The organism is Escherichia sp. Lx600-2, from assembly GCF_036662595.1.
In the GTDB taxonomy this organism is placed as follows: Bacteria; Pseudomonadota; Gammaproteobacteria; order Enterobacterales; family Enterobacteriaceae; genus Escherichia; species Escherichia coli.
This window is the reverse complement of sequence record NZ_JAYQWM010000026.1, coordinates 1-15,413: the sequence shown is the minus strand read 5'-3', so window position 1 is coordinate 15,413 and position 15,413 is coordinate 1. Positions and strand designations below refer to the sequence as shown.

At 50.3% G+C, this 15,413-nt stretch carries 16 protein-coding genes, 7 tRNA genes and 1 other RNA gene; 2 read left to right on the top strand and 22 right to left on the bottom strand.

The window, feature by feature from the left end:
• Nucleotides 1-70: 70 nt before the first annotated feature.
• Nucleotides 71-1,123: a 3-deoxy-7-phosphoheptulonate synthase AroG gene (aroG, locus tag OQV04_RS11775; protein ID WP_032280540.1), complete on the bottom strand. Its 1,053-nt coding sequence runs from the start codon at nucleotides 1,121-1,123 to the stop codon at nucleotides 71-73.
• A gap of 315 nt (nucleotides 1,124-1,438) precedes the next feature.
• Here aroG and OQV04_RS11770 point away from each other — a divergent pair, with 315 nt between their 5' ends.
• Entirely contained in the window at nucleotides 1,439-1,819 is a 381-nt protein-coding gene (locus OQV04_RS11770; protein ID WP_032280538.1) for a YbgS-like family protein, read from the top strand.
• A gap of 113 nt (nucleotides 1,820-1,932) precedes the next feature.
• Nucleotides 1,933-2,874 carry a CDF family zinc transporter ZitB gene (gene zitB, locus OQV04_RS11765; protein ID WP_000951292.1) on the top strand — a complete coding sequence of 314 codons (942 nt, stop codon included), beginning with the start codon at nucleotides 1,933-1,935 and terminating at the stop codon, nucleotides 2,872-2,874.
• Here the strand turns inward: zitB and pnuC are convergent.
• The 21 genes from pnuC to cydA all read right to left on the bottom strand — a co-directional run bounded on the left by pnuC (nucleotide 2,871) and on the right by cydA (nucleotide 15,004).
• Entirely contained in the window at nucleotides 2,871-3,590 is a 720-nt protein-coding gene (pnuC, locus tag OQV04_RS11760) for a nicotinamide riboside transporter PnuC (RefSeq protein WP_000345417.1), read from the bottom strand. The genes zitB and pnuC overlap by 4 nt on opposite strands.
• Before the next feature lie 37 nt (nucleotides 3,591-3,627).
• Nucleotides 3,628-4,671, bottom strand: a complete 1,044-nt coding sequence (gene nadA / locus OQV04_RS11755) for a quinolinate synthase NadA (protein WP_032280537.1) — start codon at nucleotides 4,669-4,671, stop codon at nucleotides 3,628-3,630.
• Between the two features lie 277 nt (nucleotides 4,672-4,948).
• Nucleotides 4,949-5,074: non-coding RNA, RtT sRNA (locus tag OQV04_RS11750), on the bottom strand.
• A 30-nt stretch (nucleotides 5,075-5,104) separates the two neighbouring features.
• Nucleotides 5,105-5,180, bottom strand: a tRNA-Lys gene (locus tag OQV04_RS11745).
• A 33-nt stretch (nucleotides 5,181-5,213) separates the two neighbouring features.
• Nucleotides 5,214-5,289 (bottom strand) — tRNA-Lys (locus tag OQV04_RS11740).
• Between the two features lie 146 nt (nucleotides 5,290-5,435).
• A tRNA-Lys gene (locus OQV04_RS11735) sits at nucleotides 5,436-5,511 on the bottom strand.
• Between the two features lie 4 nt (nucleotides 5,512-5,515).
• A tRNA-Val gene (locus tag OQV04_RS11730) sits at nucleotides 5,516-5,591 on the bottom strand.
• Nucleotides 5,592-5,626: 35 nt separating this feature from the next.
• Nucleotides 5,627-5,702, bottom strand: a tRNA-Lys gene (locus tag OQV04_RS11725).
• Between the two features lie 4 nt (nucleotides 5,703-5,706).
• Nucleotides 5,707-5,782: transfer RNA gene (locus tag OQV04_RS11720), tRNA-Val, on the bottom strand.
• A 35-nt stretch (nucleotides 5,783-5,817) separates the two neighbouring features.
• Nucleotides 5,818-5,893: transfer RNA gene (locus OQV04_RS11715), tRNA-Lys, on the bottom strand.
• Between the two features lie 164 nt (nucleotides 5,894-6,057).
• Entirely contained in the window at nucleotides 6,058-6,849 is a 792-nt protein-coding gene (cpoB, locus tag OQV04_RS11710; RefSeq protein WP_000097569.1) for a cell division protein CpoB, read from the bottom strand.
• 9 nt (nucleotides 6,850-6,858) lie between these two features.
• Complete coding sequence (gene pal, locus OQV04_RS11705) at nucleotides 6,859-7,380, bottom strand: peptidoglycan-associated lipoprotein Pal (RefSeq protein ID WP_001295306.1); 522 nt, start codon at nucleotides 7,378-7,380, stop codon at nucleotides 6,859-6,861.
• A gap of 34 nt (nucleotides 7,381-7,414) precedes the next feature.
• Nucleotides 7,415-8,707, bottom strand: coding sequence for a Tol-Pal system beta propeller repeat protein TolB (gene tolB, locus OQV04_RS11700; protein ID WP_001295307.1), 1,293 nt, complete (start codon nucleotides 8,705-8,707; stop codon nucleotides 7,415-7,417).
• Nucleotides 8,708-8,839: 132 nt separating this feature from the next.
• Nucleotides 8,840-10,120 carry a cell envelope integrity protein TolA gene (gene tolA / locus OQV04_RS11695; RefSeq protein WP_136747791.1) on the bottom strand — a complete coding sequence of 427 codons (1,281 nt, stop codon included), beginning with the start codon at nucleotides 10,118-10,120 and terminating at the stop codon, nucleotides 8,840-8,842.
• A 64-nt stretch (nucleotides 10,121-10,184) separates the two neighbouring features.
• Nucleotides 10,185-10,613: a colicin uptake protein TolR gene (gene tolR / locus OQV04_RS11690; RefSeq protein WP_000090097.1), complete on the bottom strand. Its 429-nt coding sequence runs from the start codon at nucleotides 10,611-10,613 to the stop codon at nucleotides 10,185-10,187.
• A gap of 3 nt (nucleotides 10,614-10,616) precedes the next feature.
• Complete coding sequence (tolQ, locus tag OQV04_RS11685) at nucleotides 10,617-11,309, bottom strand: Tol-Pal system protein TolQ (RefSeq protein WP_000131314.1); 693 nt, start codon at nucleotides 11,307-11,309, stop codon at nucleotides 10,617-10,619.
• On the bottom strand, nucleotides 11,306-11,710 hold the full coding sequence (gene ybgC, locus OQV04_RS11680) for a tol-pal system-associated acyl-CoA thioesterase (protein ID WP_001098384.1): 405 nt from the start codon (nucleotides 11,708-11,710) through the stop codon (nucleotides 11,306-11,308). The genes tolQ and ybgC overlap by 4 nt, the downstream gene beginning before the upstream one ends.
• 149 nt (nucleotides 11,711-11,859) lie before the next feature.
• Entirely contained in the window at nucleotides 11,860-12,153 is a 294-nt protein-coding gene (ybgE, locus tag OQV04_RS11675; protein ID WP_000034602.1) for a cyd operon protein YbgE, read from the bottom strand.
• On the bottom strand, nucleotides 12,153-12,266 hold the full coding sequence (gene cydX, locus OQV04_RS11670; protein ID WP_000270282.1) for a cytochrome bd-I oxidase subunit CydX: 114 nt from the start codon (nucleotides 12,264-12,266) through the stop codon (nucleotides 12,153-12,155). Before cydX ends, ybgE begins: the two co-directional genes overlap by 1 nt.
• Nucleotides 12,267-12,280: 14 nt before the next feature.
• Nucleotides 12,281-13,420, bottom strand: coding sequence for a cytochrome d ubiquinol oxidase subunit II (cydB, locus tag OQV04_RS11665; protein WP_000568275.1), 1,140 nt, complete (start codon nucleotides 13,418-13,420; stop codon nucleotides 12,281-12,283).
• A gap of 15 nt (nucleotides 13,421-13,435) precedes the next feature.
• Nucleotides 13,436-15,004: a cytochrome ubiquinol oxidase subunit I gene (gene cydA / locus OQV04_RS11660; RefSeq protein ID WP_000884361.1), complete on the bottom strand. Its 1,569-nt coding sequence runs from the start codon at nucleotides 15,002-15,004 to the stop codon at nucleotides 13,436-13,438.
• Nucleotides 15,005-15,413: the final 409 nt, after the last annotated feature.

The window sequence follows — 15,413 nt, the reverse complement described above, 5'->3', positions numbered from 1 at the left end:
CATTGCCTGATGCGACGCTGCGCGTCTTATCAGGGCTACAAACGTACAGTCATGGCGATTCGACTATAAATTACCCGCGACGCGCTTTTACTGCATTCGCCAGTTGACGTAACAGAGCATCGGTATCTTCCCAGCCAATGCAGGCATCGGTGATGCTCTTACCATAGGCCAGCGGCTCCCCGCTCTCCAGGCTCTGATTGCCTTCAACCAGATGACTTTCCACCATCACACCGATAATGGCCTTTTCGCCACCGGCAATCTGCTGGCAAACGTCAGCACAAACATCCATCTGCTTTTTGAATTGTTTTGACGAGTTAGCATGGCTGAAATCGATCATCATCTGTGCTGGCAGGCCTGCTTTGTTCAGCCCTTCTTTCACTTCAGCAACGTGCTTCGCGCTGTAGTTAGGCTCTTTACCGCCGCGCAGAATGATATGGCAATCACCGTTACCGCTGGTATTCACAATCGCCGAATGCCCCCATTTCGTTACGGACAGGAAGCAGTGCGGCGCACCGGCGGCATTAATGGCATCGATAGCCACTTTAATCGTACCGTCGGTGCCATTTTTGAAGCCGACCGGACAAGAAAGCCCTGATGCCAGTTCGCGGTGCACCTGCGATTCGGTGGTACGTGCGCCAATTGCGCCCCAGCTCATCAGGTCAGCGAGATATTGTGGGGTGATCATATCGAGAAACTCACCCGCCGCTGGCAGACCGCTGTCGTTAATATCAAGCAGCAATTTACGGGCAATACGCAAACCGTCGTTGATCTGGAAGCTATTGTCCATATGCGGATCGTTAATCAGCCCTTTCCAGCCCACCGTGGTGCGCGGCTTTTCAAAATAGACGCGCATTACGATTTCCAGCTCATCTTTCAGCTCTTCACGCAGCGCCAACAAGCGAGTTGCGTACTCTTTAGCCGCTACAGGATCATGAATTGAGCACGGACCAATCACCACTAACAGGCGATCATCATTCCCTTTCAGGATTTTATGGATCGCTTTTCGGGCATGGGCAACCGTATTAGCGGCATTTTCAGTAGCGGGGAATTTTTCCAGCAATGCGACAGGAGGAAGTAACTCTTTGATTTCTTTGATGCGTAAATCGTCGTTCTGATAATTCATGTCTGTTCCAGTGTTGCCATACTTATCTTAGTGAATGCAATACTTCCAATCTATATCTTCCGTCAGAATGTGTAAACGGGGTTTTACACTATGAACGGATTAATCCTGGAATTAGCAAGAAAAACGCCAGATTGTCGCGAAAAACGAGATCTCTCCTACAATTTCTAACTGTAACTCCTTTGTTTGTTAATTATTTCAAGATTCTCTGCTGGATTTCTTTGCCTGGCTGAAATCTTAAACCAATGTCTTATATTCACCTGCAAATGCACTGTTGGAAGAGGTTATCCGACATAACGACCATAACAGGAGCATCCTATGAAAATGACAAAACTGGCCACACTATTTCTGACTGCCACTCTAAGCCTTGCCAGCGGTGCCGCACTGGCTGCCGATAGCGGAGCGCAAACTAATAACGGCCAGGCAAACGCCGCAGCTGATGCGGGCCAGGTAGCCCCTGACGCCCGTGAAAATGTCGCGCCAAATAACGTCGACAATAACGGGGTAAATAACGGTTCTGGCGGCACAATGCTGCATCCGGATGGTTCTTCAATGAACAATGACGGAATGACTAAAGATGAAGAGCACAAGAACACCATGTGCAAAGATGGTCGCTGTCCGGATATCAATAAAAAGGTACAAACCGGTGATGGCATCAATAATGATGTCGATACCAAAACCGACGGTACCACGCAGTAACCCTGCAAAATAGCCAATAATGGGAGAGCGGAGTCTCTCCCTTTTAATTTTTCACTTCTAAAAGCAGTATGATGTCATAAAGTTAAGTGAGAATAATTAAGGGATGACTCGTCATGGCGCACTCACACTCACACACGTCCTCACACCTGCCAGAAGATAATAATGCTCGTCGCTTGTTGTATGCTTTCGGCGTGACTGCCGGGTTTATGCTGGTAGAAGTCGTTGGTGGTTTTCTTTCTGGTTCTCTGGCTTTGCTGGCCGATGCGGGTCATATGTTGACCGATACTGCCGCCCTGCTTTTCGCCCTACTCGCCGTGCAATTTTCACGTCGTCCTCCCACCATTCGCCACACTTTCGGTTGGCTAAGACTGACCACGCTCGCGGCGTTTGTGAATGCCATCGCCCTGGTGGTAATTACCATTTTGATTGTCTGGGAGGCGATAGAACGCTTCCGCACGCCGCGTCCGGTCGAGGGCGGCATGATGATGGCAATTGCCGTGGCTGGGTTGCTGGCAAATATACTTTCTTTCTGGTTACTTCATCACGGCAGCGAAGAGAAAAACCTCAACGTACGAGCAGCGGCACTGCATGTGCTCGGGGACCTGCTGGGTTCGGTTGGGGCTATTATTGCCGCGTTGATTATTATCTGGACCGGCTGGACACCTGCTGACCCCATTCTCTCGATACTGGTGTCGCTTCTGGTTCTGCGTAGCGCGTGGCGACTGTTGAAAGATAGCGTGAATGAATTACTTGAAGGTGCACCGGTATCGCTGGATATCGCTGAACTGAAGCGTCGTATGTGCCGGGAAATCCCGGAAGTCCGCAATGTGCACCATGTGCATGTATGGATGGTAGGCGAGAAGCCGGTGATGACGTTGCATGTGCAGGTGATCCCGCCACACGATCACGATGCCTTGTTGGATCAGATCCAACACTACCTGATGGATCACTATCAGATTGAGCACGCCACCATTCAGATGGAATATCAACCTTGTCATGGGCCAGACTGCCACCTGAATGAAGGGGTGTCTGGCCATTCACATCATCACCATTAATGGGACAGCGCGCGTGAGCCTCTTTCGCGTGCGCTGTTGATCCACATCCGGCTGCCGTTGAGCGCAATAAAGGTCAGGATGATGTACTCCAGAGACATGGCGTAAACGCCCTGAAGTGCAAAAATAACGACGCTAATCACGTTAATAATCACCCACAACAGCCAGTTTTCCACATATTTACGCGTCATCAGAATCATTGCCACGATAGATAACACCATCATGCAAGAATCCCAGAACGGGAAAGCGTCCGGTTGTAGTTCAGGCATCGCAACCTGTAATCCTAATGCTTGCATGATGATGACTGCCACGCGGGTCAAAAATGCAAACACCGGATTGATAAATACCGTCATCAGACCAATAGCAATGACACAAACCGCCAGCCAGGTTAATGCCTTCGGCAATGGTAACCAGCGAATTTTCAACTCCGCCTCGTTCTGACTGGTTTGTCGCGACCACGCATACCAACCGTAAATATTCGCGGCAAAGAAAAACACCTGTAATAGCAGGCTGGCATACAGCTGAATCTGAAAGAAAATAATGCCAAACAAGGTGACGTTGATCAGGCCAAAGAAGTAGTTGCTGATCTTCTCCAGACTGGCAAGGCCAATACACAGCAACCCGGCGATCGTGCCTACCGCTTCGATCCATGAGAGATCATAACCGCCTGCCCCTATTGGTATATGTACCAGGATATTCTGCACACTAAAAAAATCCATCTTTCCCCCAAAGCGTAACGTTACGCCTTATTATTCGTTATCCACGTAGTGTAGCCGCAAAATCCAGCATACGATTGAGCGGCACCAGCGCCCTCTCTCGCAGCCTCTCATCAACATGAACCTCGTGATTACTTCCTTCCTGTTCTAATGCCTCAGCGATAGCCTGAAGGCCATTCATGGCCATCCACGGACAATGCGCGCAGCTGCGGCAGGTTGCGCCCTCACCCGCGGTTGGTGCTTCCAGTAACTCTTTATCTGGCACCGCCTGCTGCATTTTGTAGAAAATGCCCCGATCGGTTGCCACGATAAGCCGCTGATGTGGCAATGTTTTTGCAGCAGCGATCAGTTGACTGGTGGAACCGACCGCATCAGCCATATCTACAATAGCTTGTGGTGATTCTGGATGCACCAGTATGGCAGCATCCGGGTATTCTTCTTGCAAGCGGGTTAACGCCTGAGTCTTAAATTCATCATGCACAATGCAAGCACCCTGCCAGCATAAAATGTCTGCGCCCGTCTGTTTTTGCACGTAACGCCCCAGATGTTTGTCGGGTGCCCAGATGATTTTTTCACCCAAACTATCAAGATGATCAATAAGTTCGACGGCAACGCTTGAAGTTACCACCCAATCTGCGCGCGCTTTTACCGCAGCAGAAGTGTTGGCGTAGACGACGACAGTACGATCGGGATGGGCATCGCAAAATGCGTTAAATTCTTCAACAGGGCAGCCGAGATCCAGTGAACACTCAGCCTGAAGTGTCGGCATCAGAATTGTTTTTTCCGGACTGAGAATTTTGGCGGTTTCTCCCATAAATCTCACCCCAGCGACTAACAACGTAGAAGCGGGATGCTTTGCACCGAAGCGCGCCATTTCCAGAGAATCAGAAATACAACCACCGGTTTCTTCTGCCAGTTGTTGAATTTCGGGATCGGTATAGTAGTGGGCAACCATCACCGCATTACGTTCTTTTAGCAGACGTTTTATCTTCTCGCGGTAATACGCTTTTTCATCAATGCTTAACGGCGTCGGCTTCGGGGGGAAAGGATAAATCGCCGTGTCTGGATCAAACATCACGCTCATCTTACCATCTCGTTTTACAAGCTTAACGTTAAAACCGACATTAGCGTGATATTCGCTGTTATCGGTGTAATTTGTTTTATATGCTAAACAAGATAGTCGAATGGTGGGGAAAAGTCACTCGAATTACGTATGAGATGCCGAATGCCACACTTTGCGTCTTATTCCTCCGACGTAAAGTTGTTTACGCAGCAAGCGCGGAGTATGTCATCAGGGTCAAGAATTGAAATTGAGAGATGCCTGAATAGCAAAAAAGCGCCTTTAGGGCGCTTTTTTACATTGGTGGGTCGTGCAGGATGACTCGCTTCGCTCGCCCTTCGGGCCGTCGCCGCGAGCGGCTCCGTTGTTTCGCTACGCTCAACTCAAACCTGCTGCAGGTTCGAATCTTTGAGTATCGCAGATAGCAAAAAAGCGCCTTTAGGGCGCTTTTTTACATTGGTGGGTCGTGCAGGATTCGAACCTGCGACCAATTGATTAAAAGTCAACTGCTCTACCAACTGAGCTAACGACCCCTTGCGGGATTATGCTGCTTTAATCATTCAGGATGGTGGGTCGTGCAGGATTCGAACCTGCGACCAATTGATTAAAAGTCAACTGCTCTACCAACTGAGCTAACGACCCATACGGGTGTTACCTGAAAGATTTTTACTCGGGGCCAATCTTTAAGATTGGTGGGTCGTGCAGGATGACTCGCTTCGCTCGCCCTACGGGCCGTTGCTGGCGCAACGTTATCCTTCACGCTTAACATCTGAGTTTGATGTTAAAACTGGTGGGTCGTGCAGGATTCGAACCTGCGACCAATTGATTAAAAGTCAACTGCTCTACCAACTGAGCTAACGACCCGAAGTGGTGGGTGATGACGGGATCGAACCGCCGACCCCCTCCTTGTAAGGGAGGTGCTCTCCCAGCTGAGCTAATCACCCGATACTACGCTGGATACTACAACTAACTAGGTTAGTGGTGGGTCGTGCAGGATTCGAACCTGCGACCAATTGATTAAAAGTCAACTGCTCTACCAACTGAGCTAACGACCCGAAGTGGTGGGTGATGACGGGATCGAACCGCCGACCCCCTCCTTGTAAGGGAGGTGCTCTCCCAGCTGAGCTAATCACCCGATACTACGCTGGATACTACAACTAACTAGGTTAGTGGTGGGTCGTGCAGGATTCGAACCTGCGACCAATTGATTAAAAGTCAACTGCTCTACCAACTGAGCTAACGACCCACTTTTTCGTTGCTTTCGGTTTGTTTGATATCCCGTGGCAACGGCGGCATATATTACTGATTTCAGACTTGAGCGCAACAAAAATTTCGATGTAGATCACTCAACTGCTTATGATTCGCACGACACGACCAGAAATAATGCGACTTCTGGTCGTGTGTTATGCATTACATCGCGTTCAGACGTTTTTGTGCCTGTTTAGCGCCATCAGTACCAGGGTATTTACTGATAACCTGCTGGTATACGGCTTTCGCTTTTGCGGTGTCACCTTTGTCCTGCATGATGACACCGACTTTAAACATCGCATCTGCAGCCTTTGGTGACTTCGGATAGTTTTTCACTACCGAAGCAAAATAGTACGCCGCATCATCTTTTTTACCCTTGTTGTAGTTTAACTGACCCAGCCAATAATTGGCGTTTGGCAGGTAAGTTGAATCAGGGTAATTTTTGATGAAATTCTGAAATGCCACCATTGCGTCATCCTGGCGGGATTTATCCTGCACCAGCGCAATAGCTGCATTGTAATCCGTGTTTGCATCACCGCTTTTCACCGGCGCGCCAGCATTCGCAGTACCAGCATCAGCTGTCGGCGTCGTTGATGCCGCCGCACCGCTTTGATCACCGCTGGTTGATTGCGCCGCTGCACCACCGCTGCTGAGGCTGTCGATCTGCAACAGGATCTGCTTTTGCCGCTCCACGACCTGATTCAGTTGATACTGATTTTCCTGAATCTGACCACGCAGGGAATCAATATCGGATTGATTATCAGAGAGTTGTTGCTGGAGTTGGGTTAAAAGCTGGCTGTGAGCATTAGAAATACGCTCAAGTTGAGTGACGCGGTCTTCGACCGAGCCTGAGCCGACACTACTGATTGGTGCCTGAGCAAAAGCGGCCCAGGGGGCCGCTATACCAACCAGTAACGACAGACTCAATAGTTGATGTCTGAAGTTACTGCTCATGCAATTCTCTTAGTAAACCAGTACCGCACGACGGTTTTTGGAGTATGCCGCTTCGTCATGACCCAGTACTGCAGGTTTTTCTTTACCGTAAGAAACGATGGAGATCTGGTCTGCAGAAACGCCTTTACCCTGCAGGTACATCTTAACGGCGTTCGCACGACGTTCACCCAGGGAGATGTTGTATTCCGGAGTACCACGTTCGTCCGCGTGACCTTCTACGGTGACTTTGTAAGACGGGTTGCTACGCAGGAAGTTTGCATGTGCATCCAGCATTTGAGCGAAGTCAGAACGGATATCGTACTTGTCCAGATCGAAGTAAACGATGTTGTTCTGCTGCAGCTGTTGCATTTGCAGACGAGCCTGCTCTTCGGAAGACATGTTGCCGTTGCCGCCGTTCGCATCCATACCAGTGCCGGCACCCAGCATGCCTTCGCTGCCGTCATTGCTGGCGTTCTTGTTGGAAGAACATGCCGCAATTGCCATAACAGGCAGAGCAATCATCAGCCCTTTCAGCACTTTGTTCAGTTGCATTTCAATGATTCCTTTACTATTCAATTAATTATTATCACAGATACGGCGACCAGGCAGGGAATTTGACCTGTCCATCAGTTGCCGGAAGACGCGCTTTGAAACGCCCATCTGTAGAAACCAAATTCAGCACGGATCCCATCCCCTGAGAAGAGCTGTAGATTACCATAGTGCCGTTAGGTGCCAGACTTGGCGTTTCATCCAGGAACGTGGACGACAGAACTTGTACGCCTCCCGTTGCCAGATCTTGTTTGGCAATGTGCTGCTGCCCACCGTTGGAGCTGACCATTACCATAAATTTACCGTCGCTGCTGACATCCGCATCCTGGTTCTGCGAACCTTCCCAGGTAATACGTTGTGGCGCACCGCCGTTGATATTCACTTTATAAACCTGTGGACGACCGGCCTGGTCAGAAGTAAATGCCAGGTTCTGGCTGTCCGGGAACCAGGTCGGTTCGGTATTGTTACTGCGACCATCAGTCACCTGGCGGATCTGACCAGAAGCCAAATCCATTACGTACAGGTTCAGGCTACCGGTTTTCGACAAGGCGAATGCCAGTTTGCTGCCGTCTGGCGAGAATGCAGGCGCACCGTTGTGACGCGGGAATGAAGCCACCTGACGTACAGCGCCGTTTGCCAGCGTTTGGATAACCAGCGCGGAACGACCGCTTTCGAAGGTCACATAAGCCAGTTTAGAACCGTCTGGTGACCACGCCGGGGACATCAGCGGCTGTGGTGAACGGTGAACGACAAACTGGTTGTAACCGTCATAGTCAGATACGCGCAGTTCATACGGGAACTGACCGCCGTTGGTCTGAACAACGTAGGCAATACGGGTACGGAACGCACCTTTAATACCGGTCAGTTTTTCAAACACTTCATCACTGGCGGTATGACCAGCATAACGCAGCCACTGCTTGTTCACTTTGTACGAGTTCTGAGCAAGTACAGTACCCGGTGCGCCGCCAGTGTCAACAAGTTGATAAGCAACATTGTAAGAACCATCCGGATTCGGAGTGACCTGACCGACAACTACAGCGTCAATACCCAGCGCGGACCATGCAGCTGGTTGTACTTCCTGCGCACTACCCGGCTGCTGTGGCAGACGAGCGCGATCTAACGGATTAAATTTACCGCTGTTACGCAAGTCGGCAGCAACGATGCCGCCAATATCTTCAGGTGCCGCACCAGGGCCCGCCCACTGGAAAGGAACAACTCCAATAGGACGACCGGAATCTACACCGCTGTCGATCACAATGCGGACTTCAGCATGAAGAACTGATGCCCACAATATGAGAAAACCAAATGCTACTCGTAATGCCTGCTTCATCATATCTCCCTTATCTGGACCGATGGCCCACGATAATTTAGCAGAATGTTAACAAACTAAAATACACAAAACTACCAGAACCCCGTGGCAACCGGTGCCTGATGTTGACCGTCGGAACAGTCAGCATCGCGATTACGGTTTGAAGTCCAATGGCGCGTTTTTGAACACTTCATATACTGCCTGGCTTGGTGGTTTCGGGATCTTCGCAAGTTTAGCTGCTGCCAACGCAGCCTGACAAAGTGCGGGATCGCCACCTTCAGGTTTGATATCCAGTAACATACCATCGGGTGCCAGTTTTATGCGCAGCGTACAGGTTTTGCCTGCATAGGACGATGCGTCATAGAACTTACTTTCGATAGCAGATTTAATCTGCCCGGCATAGTTATTGATATCGGCCCCTGATGCGCCATTGTTTTTAGTATTACCACTCCCGGCAGGCGAAGCATTGTTCCCTTTCGCCCCTCCCCCCGTTTTCGGTGCATTCTTACCAGAGCTTAGCTCACCGAAAATATCATCTGCCTCTGCGGCAGCTTTTGCTGCAGCGGCTTTTGCAGCTGCTGCTTTTGCAGCTGCTGCTTTTGCAGCTGCCGCTTTTTTGTCTGCGGCGGCTTTTTCTGCCGCTGCTTTCTTATCAGCTGCTGCCTTTTCTGCAGCCGCTTTTTCTGCTGCTTTTTTGTCGGCTGCAGCTTTCTCTGCTGCCGCTTTCTTATCAGCTGCAGCCTTTTCAGCAGCCGCTTTCTTCTCAGCTTCTGCCTTGGCTTTTTCAGCAGCTTCAGTTGCCGCTTTCTTTCTTGCTTCAGCTGCAGCTGCTTCTGCCGCTTCCGCTTTCTTCTTCAGCGCCGCAGCTGCTGCCTCGGTTTTTTTCTGCGCTTCGGCTGCGGCTTTGGCGGCTTCTGCTTCTGCTTTTTTCTTCGCATCTGCAGCCGCTTTCTTCGCTGCATCTTCCGCAGCTTTAGCATCCGCTTCGGCCTTCGCTTTAGCATCTGCCGCCGCTTTCGCTGCCGCCTCTTCCGCTTGCTTCTGCTTTAACTCGGCCTGTTTTGCGGCTTCTTCAGCCTGCTTTTTCTGTTCCTGAGCAGCTAACCGCTCTTTCTCAAGTTGCTTCAGGCGTTCCTGTTCAGCCGCTTGTTTCTCACGCAGTTCTTCAGCAGCCTGCTGTTCCTTCATCTTGCGCTGCTCATCAGAACGCTTCGCGCTTGATTCCTGGCTTTGCATGCGTTTGTACTGCTCAACTACCGCACCTGAATCAACCATGACAGCGTCGATGGACGAACCACCGCCGCCTCCAGCTGAAGCTTCTATATTCTCATCGAACGAACTCCAGATCAGCGCCGCAAATAAGATGACATGCAGCACTGCTGAAATAATTATCGCCCGCTTGAGCTTGTCGTTTTGTTCGGTTGCCTTTGACACTCTCGGTTTCCAAAAACTGTTCGCCTGTTACCCGCTCTCTTTCAAGCAAGGGAAACGCAGATGTTTAGATAGGCTGCGTCATTAAACCAACCGATTTCACACCCGCACTATGTAACAAGTTCAGTGCTTTAATTATTTCATCGTAAGGCACATCTTTTGCGCCACCGATCAGAAAGACCGTTTTCGGGTTGGCCTTGAAACGGCTGGACACTTCCGCCACCACCTGCTCTGGTGGTAAACGCTCCAGGCGATCTTTCTCAACCACCACGGTGTACTGACCAATACCAGACACTTCAACAATCACTGGCGGATTATCGTTACTGCTCACCGCCTGTGATTCAGTAGCGTCTGGCAGATCGACCTCCACGCTCTGGGTGATGATGGGCGCTGTCGCCATAAAGATCAGCAACAGCACCAGCAGTACGTCCAGCAACGGTACAATGTTGATTTCGGACTTGAGATCGCGACGACCTCGTCCACGCGCTCTGGCCATGGCTTACCCCTTGTTGCTCTCGCTAACGGTAAACGCCTGGCGGTGCAGAATCGCGGTAAACTCTTCCATAAAGTTGTCGTAATTCAGTTCCAGTTTGTTTACGCGCTGGTTGAGGCGGTTGTAGGCCATAACTGCCGGAATTGCGGCGAACAGACCAATTGCCGTCGCAATCAACGCTTCTGCGATACCGGGCGCAACCATTTGCAGTGTTGCTTGTTTTACCGCCCCGAGGGCGATAAAGGCGTGCATGATCCCCCAGACCGTACCAAACAGACCAATATACGGGCTGATGGAGCCAACCGTACCGAGGAACGGAATGTGCGTTTCCAGATTTTCAAGTTCACGGTTCATGGAAATACGCATCGCACGCGACGCCCCTTCTACTACGGCTTCCGGCGCATGGCTATTGGCACGATGCAGGCGCACAAATTCTTTGAACCCGCTGTAAAAGATTTGTTCCGAACCGGTCAGATTATCCCGTTTCCCCTGGCTCTCTTGATAGAGGCGAGAGAGTTCGATTCCAGACCAGAATTTATCCTCAAACGCTTCGGCTTCGCGCGCCGCTGCGTTAAGAATACGGGTCCGCTGGATAATAATGGCCCAGGATGCGATTGAAAAACCAATCAAAATCAACATGATAAGTTTAACCAGAAGGCTAGCCTTCAGGAACAAATCAAGGATATTCATGTCAGTCACTGCTTAAACTCCGCGACAATAGACTTGGGAAGCGCACGAGGCTTCATTTTGAGTGGGTCAACGCAAACAACCAGAACCTCTGCTTCATTCAGCAAAGTATTCTCGGCGTTGACAATACGTTGCGTGAAAACCAAAGAGGTGCCACGCATTGATGTTATTTCAGTCTGTATTTCGAGCATATCGTCGAGCCGCGCAGGTGCGTAATATTCCACCGTCATTTTACGTACCACAAAGGCAACGCGTTCAGCCATCAGCGCCTGCTGACTGAAGTGATGATGACGCAGCATCTCTGTGCGTGCTCTTTCATAAAAAGCGACGTAACTGGCGTGGTACACCACACCACCGGCATCGGTATCTTCATAGTAGACGCGAACCGGCCATCGAAACAGCGTTGTATTCACTTTACATCCCGGTAATGCAACAAAAGTTAGAGCTTTTAAACGCTGCTACTATACGCGCGCGATTGAGGTTTGGGAATGAGGGCAAGTTAAGGGAGCGTAAAAATTTATGGGCCTGGAGCGGCCCATAATTTTTTAAAGAGAATTCTGATTTAAAAGAAGAAGAAAATCAGCCCGACAATGAGAACAATATCGGCAAGCAATGGGCAAAAAATCCCTTGCCAAAGAACCTTCTGCGGACGAAAGCCCACGCCGTGAATCACACCAGCACAGACGGCCCACATCAGCAATAAACCATGCCAGATTTCCAGTTCACTGGTCTTCGCGGCAAAACGAGATGGGTCCCAAAACATACATCCTGCTAACAGAAGCGCCATCACGAAGGAAAGCGCCCGCAGGGGGCGCTTGTCCATTACCGCATACAAGGTTGCGATAATCTTACTCATCAGATGTCTTCTTGACCGGCTTTGCCTGATTCGACGTGCTCAAGCGCCAGCGCGGTGATTACCCCAAACGAACAGGCAAGAAGCGTTCCCAGAATCCATGCGAAATACCACATTTTTAGCTCCTTACTTAGTACAGAGAGTGGGTGTTACGTTCAATATCTTCTTTGGTGATACGACCGAACATTTTCCAGTAACACCAGGCGGTGTAGAGCAGAATGATCGGTACCAGAACCACCGCAACCCAAGTCATGACGTTAAGTGTCAGCTGGCTGGAAGTTGCATCCCACATTGTCAGACTTGCGTTCATCATGGTGCTGGACGGCATCACAAACGGGAACATTGCGATACCGGCAGTCAGGATGATGCAGGCCAGCGTCAGGGAGGAGAACACAAACGCCCACGCGGCTTTATCCATACGTGCAGTCAGGATGGTCAGCAGCGGCAGAACCACACCCAGTGCCGGAATAGCCCACAGAATTGGCGTGTTGTTGAAGTTAACCAGCCATGCGCCAGCTTCACGAACCACTTCTTTATTCAGCGGGTTAGAGGCTGCGTAATGGTCCATTGTCGATTTCACGACATAACCATCGATACCGTACATCACCCATACGCCAGCTAGTGCGAAGCAGACCAGTGTCACCAGTGCCGCCACCTGAGCCGTTGCACGGGTACGCAGGTGCAGTTCGCCCACGGTACGCATCTGCAGATAAGTCGCGCCCTGAGTAATGATCATCCCTACGCTCACCACGCCTGCCAGCAGGCCGAACGGGTTAAGCAACTGGAAGAAGTTACCGGTGTAGTACAGACGCAGATATTCATCAACGTTGAACGGTACGCCCTGCAACAGGTTACCGAACGCTACACCAATCACCAGCGGCGGAACGAAGCTACCAATGAAGATGCCCCAGTCCCACATGTTACGCCAGCGGGTTTCTTCAATCTTGGAGCGGTAGTCAAAACCGACCGGACGGAAGAACAAAGACGCCAGCACGAGGATCATCGCCACATAGAAGCCGGAAAACGCAGCGGCATAGACCATCGGCCAGGCAGCAAACAGTGCGCCGCCTGCGGTGATCAGCCAAACCTGGTTACCGTCCCAGTGTGGTGCGATGGAGTTAATCATAATTCGACGCTCGGTGTCGTTACGACCGAGGAAACGGGTGAGCATGCCCACCCCCATGTCGAAACCGTCAGTGACTGCAAAACCAATCAGCAGAACGCCAACCAGCAGCCACCAGATAAAACGCAATACTTCATAATCGATCATTTGACGACTCCTGTCTTAGCGTGCCGGCTGAGTAGTCGTGGAAGACTGCTCAAAGTGATAGCGACCGGTTTTCAGGCTGCTTGGGCCGAGGCGTGCAAACTTGAACATTAAGAACAATTCTGCCACCAGGAACAGGGTATACAGGCCGCAAATCAGCACCATTGAGAAGATGAGATCGCCTGCGGTCAGTGACGAGTTCGCCACAGCTGTCGGCAGCACTTCACCGATAGCCCACGGTTGGCGGCCATATTCAGCCACGAACCAGCCCGCTTCTACAGCAATCCACGGCAGCGGAATACCGTACAGCGCGGCGCGCAGGAGCCATTTTTTCTCGCCAATGCGGTTGCGGATGACACTCCAGAAAGAGAGCGCGATGATTGCCAGCAGCAGGAAGCCACACGCCACCATGATACGGAACGCGAAGTACAGCGGCGCTACACGCGGAATGGAGTCTTTGGTTGCCTGTTGAATCTGCGCTTCAGTCGCATCAGCCACGTTTGGCGTATAGCGTTTCAGCAGCAGACCGTAACCGAGGTCTTTCTTCATGCTGTTGAACTGGTCACGAACCGCCTGGTCGGTAGAACCAGAACGCAGTTGCTCGAGCAGAGAGTACGCCTTCATCCCGTTACGAATGCGTTCTTCATGCTGCACCATCAGTTCTTTCAGGCCGATAACTGGAGTATCCACGGAACGCGTTGCAATGATGCCCAGCGCGTAAGGGATCTGGATCGCAAATTTGTTCGTCTCCTCTTCCTGATCAGGAATGCCGAACAGAGTAAAGGCAGCAGGCGCAGGTTGCGTTTCCCACTCAGCTTCAATAGCAGCCAGTTTGGTTTTCTGCACGTCGCCCATTTCGTAGCCGGATTCATCACCCAGAACAATAACAGACAGAACGGCAGCCATACCGAAGCTGGCAGCGATAGCAAAGGAGCGTTTAGCGAAGGCGAAGTCACGACCTTTCAGCATATACCATGCGCTGATACCGAGGATGAACATCGCGCCAGTCACATAACCAGACGCTACAGTGTGAACGAATTTCACCTGAGCAACCGGGTTAAGCACCAGCTCGGAGAAGCTCACCATCTCCATACGCATAGTTTCAAAGTTGAAATCGGACGCGATTGGGTTTTGCATCCAGCCGTTTGCAACCAGAATCCACAGCGCGGACAGGTTTGAACCGAGCGCCACCAGCCAGGTGACACACATATGCTGAACTTTACCCAGACGATCCCAACCGAAGAAGAACAGACCTACAAAGGTGGATTCGAGGAAGAAGGCCATCAGACCTTCGATTGCCAGCGGCGCACCGAAGATATCCCCTACATAGTGGGAATAGTAAGACCAGTTAGTCCCGAACTGGAACTCCATGGTCAGACCGGTAGCCACACCCAGAGCGAAGTTGATACCAAACAACTTGCCCCAGAACTTGGTCATATCTTTATAAATCTGTTTGCCGGAAAGGACGTAGACCGTTTCCATAATGGCCAGCAGGAACGCCATACCGAGCGTCAGTGGCACAAAAAGGAAGTGGTACATCGCGGTCAAGGCAAACTGTAAGCGCGACAGTTCGACTATATCTAACATCATGACTCCTTGCTCATCGCATGAAGACTCCGAGAGTGAACCCCGTTAGAAAGGGTCACACGCATGCCCCAATACAAAATTATTTGCTCGCCCCTATCGTTGCCATTTCATCAAAAGAGGAAAAGACAATGATAAAAAAGTTACAAATATGTTAATGAATAAACCAAATTGATCCCGTAATTATATTACGCCGCAAAATCCTTACAATAAACAGGTTTTTATTGAGCAAATTTGCATTTTTCGACAGTGATCAATTTATAGCGAAATTGTCACGATCTCATCAATTTGATCTACGACAATTTATCGTGTTTTGCAGATTTTTTTCAAGAATTAAAAATTGATTTATATCAAAACCAACCAAATATGTTAATTATGTATAAACCATAGATCATTGGTGATTTTATTGTTA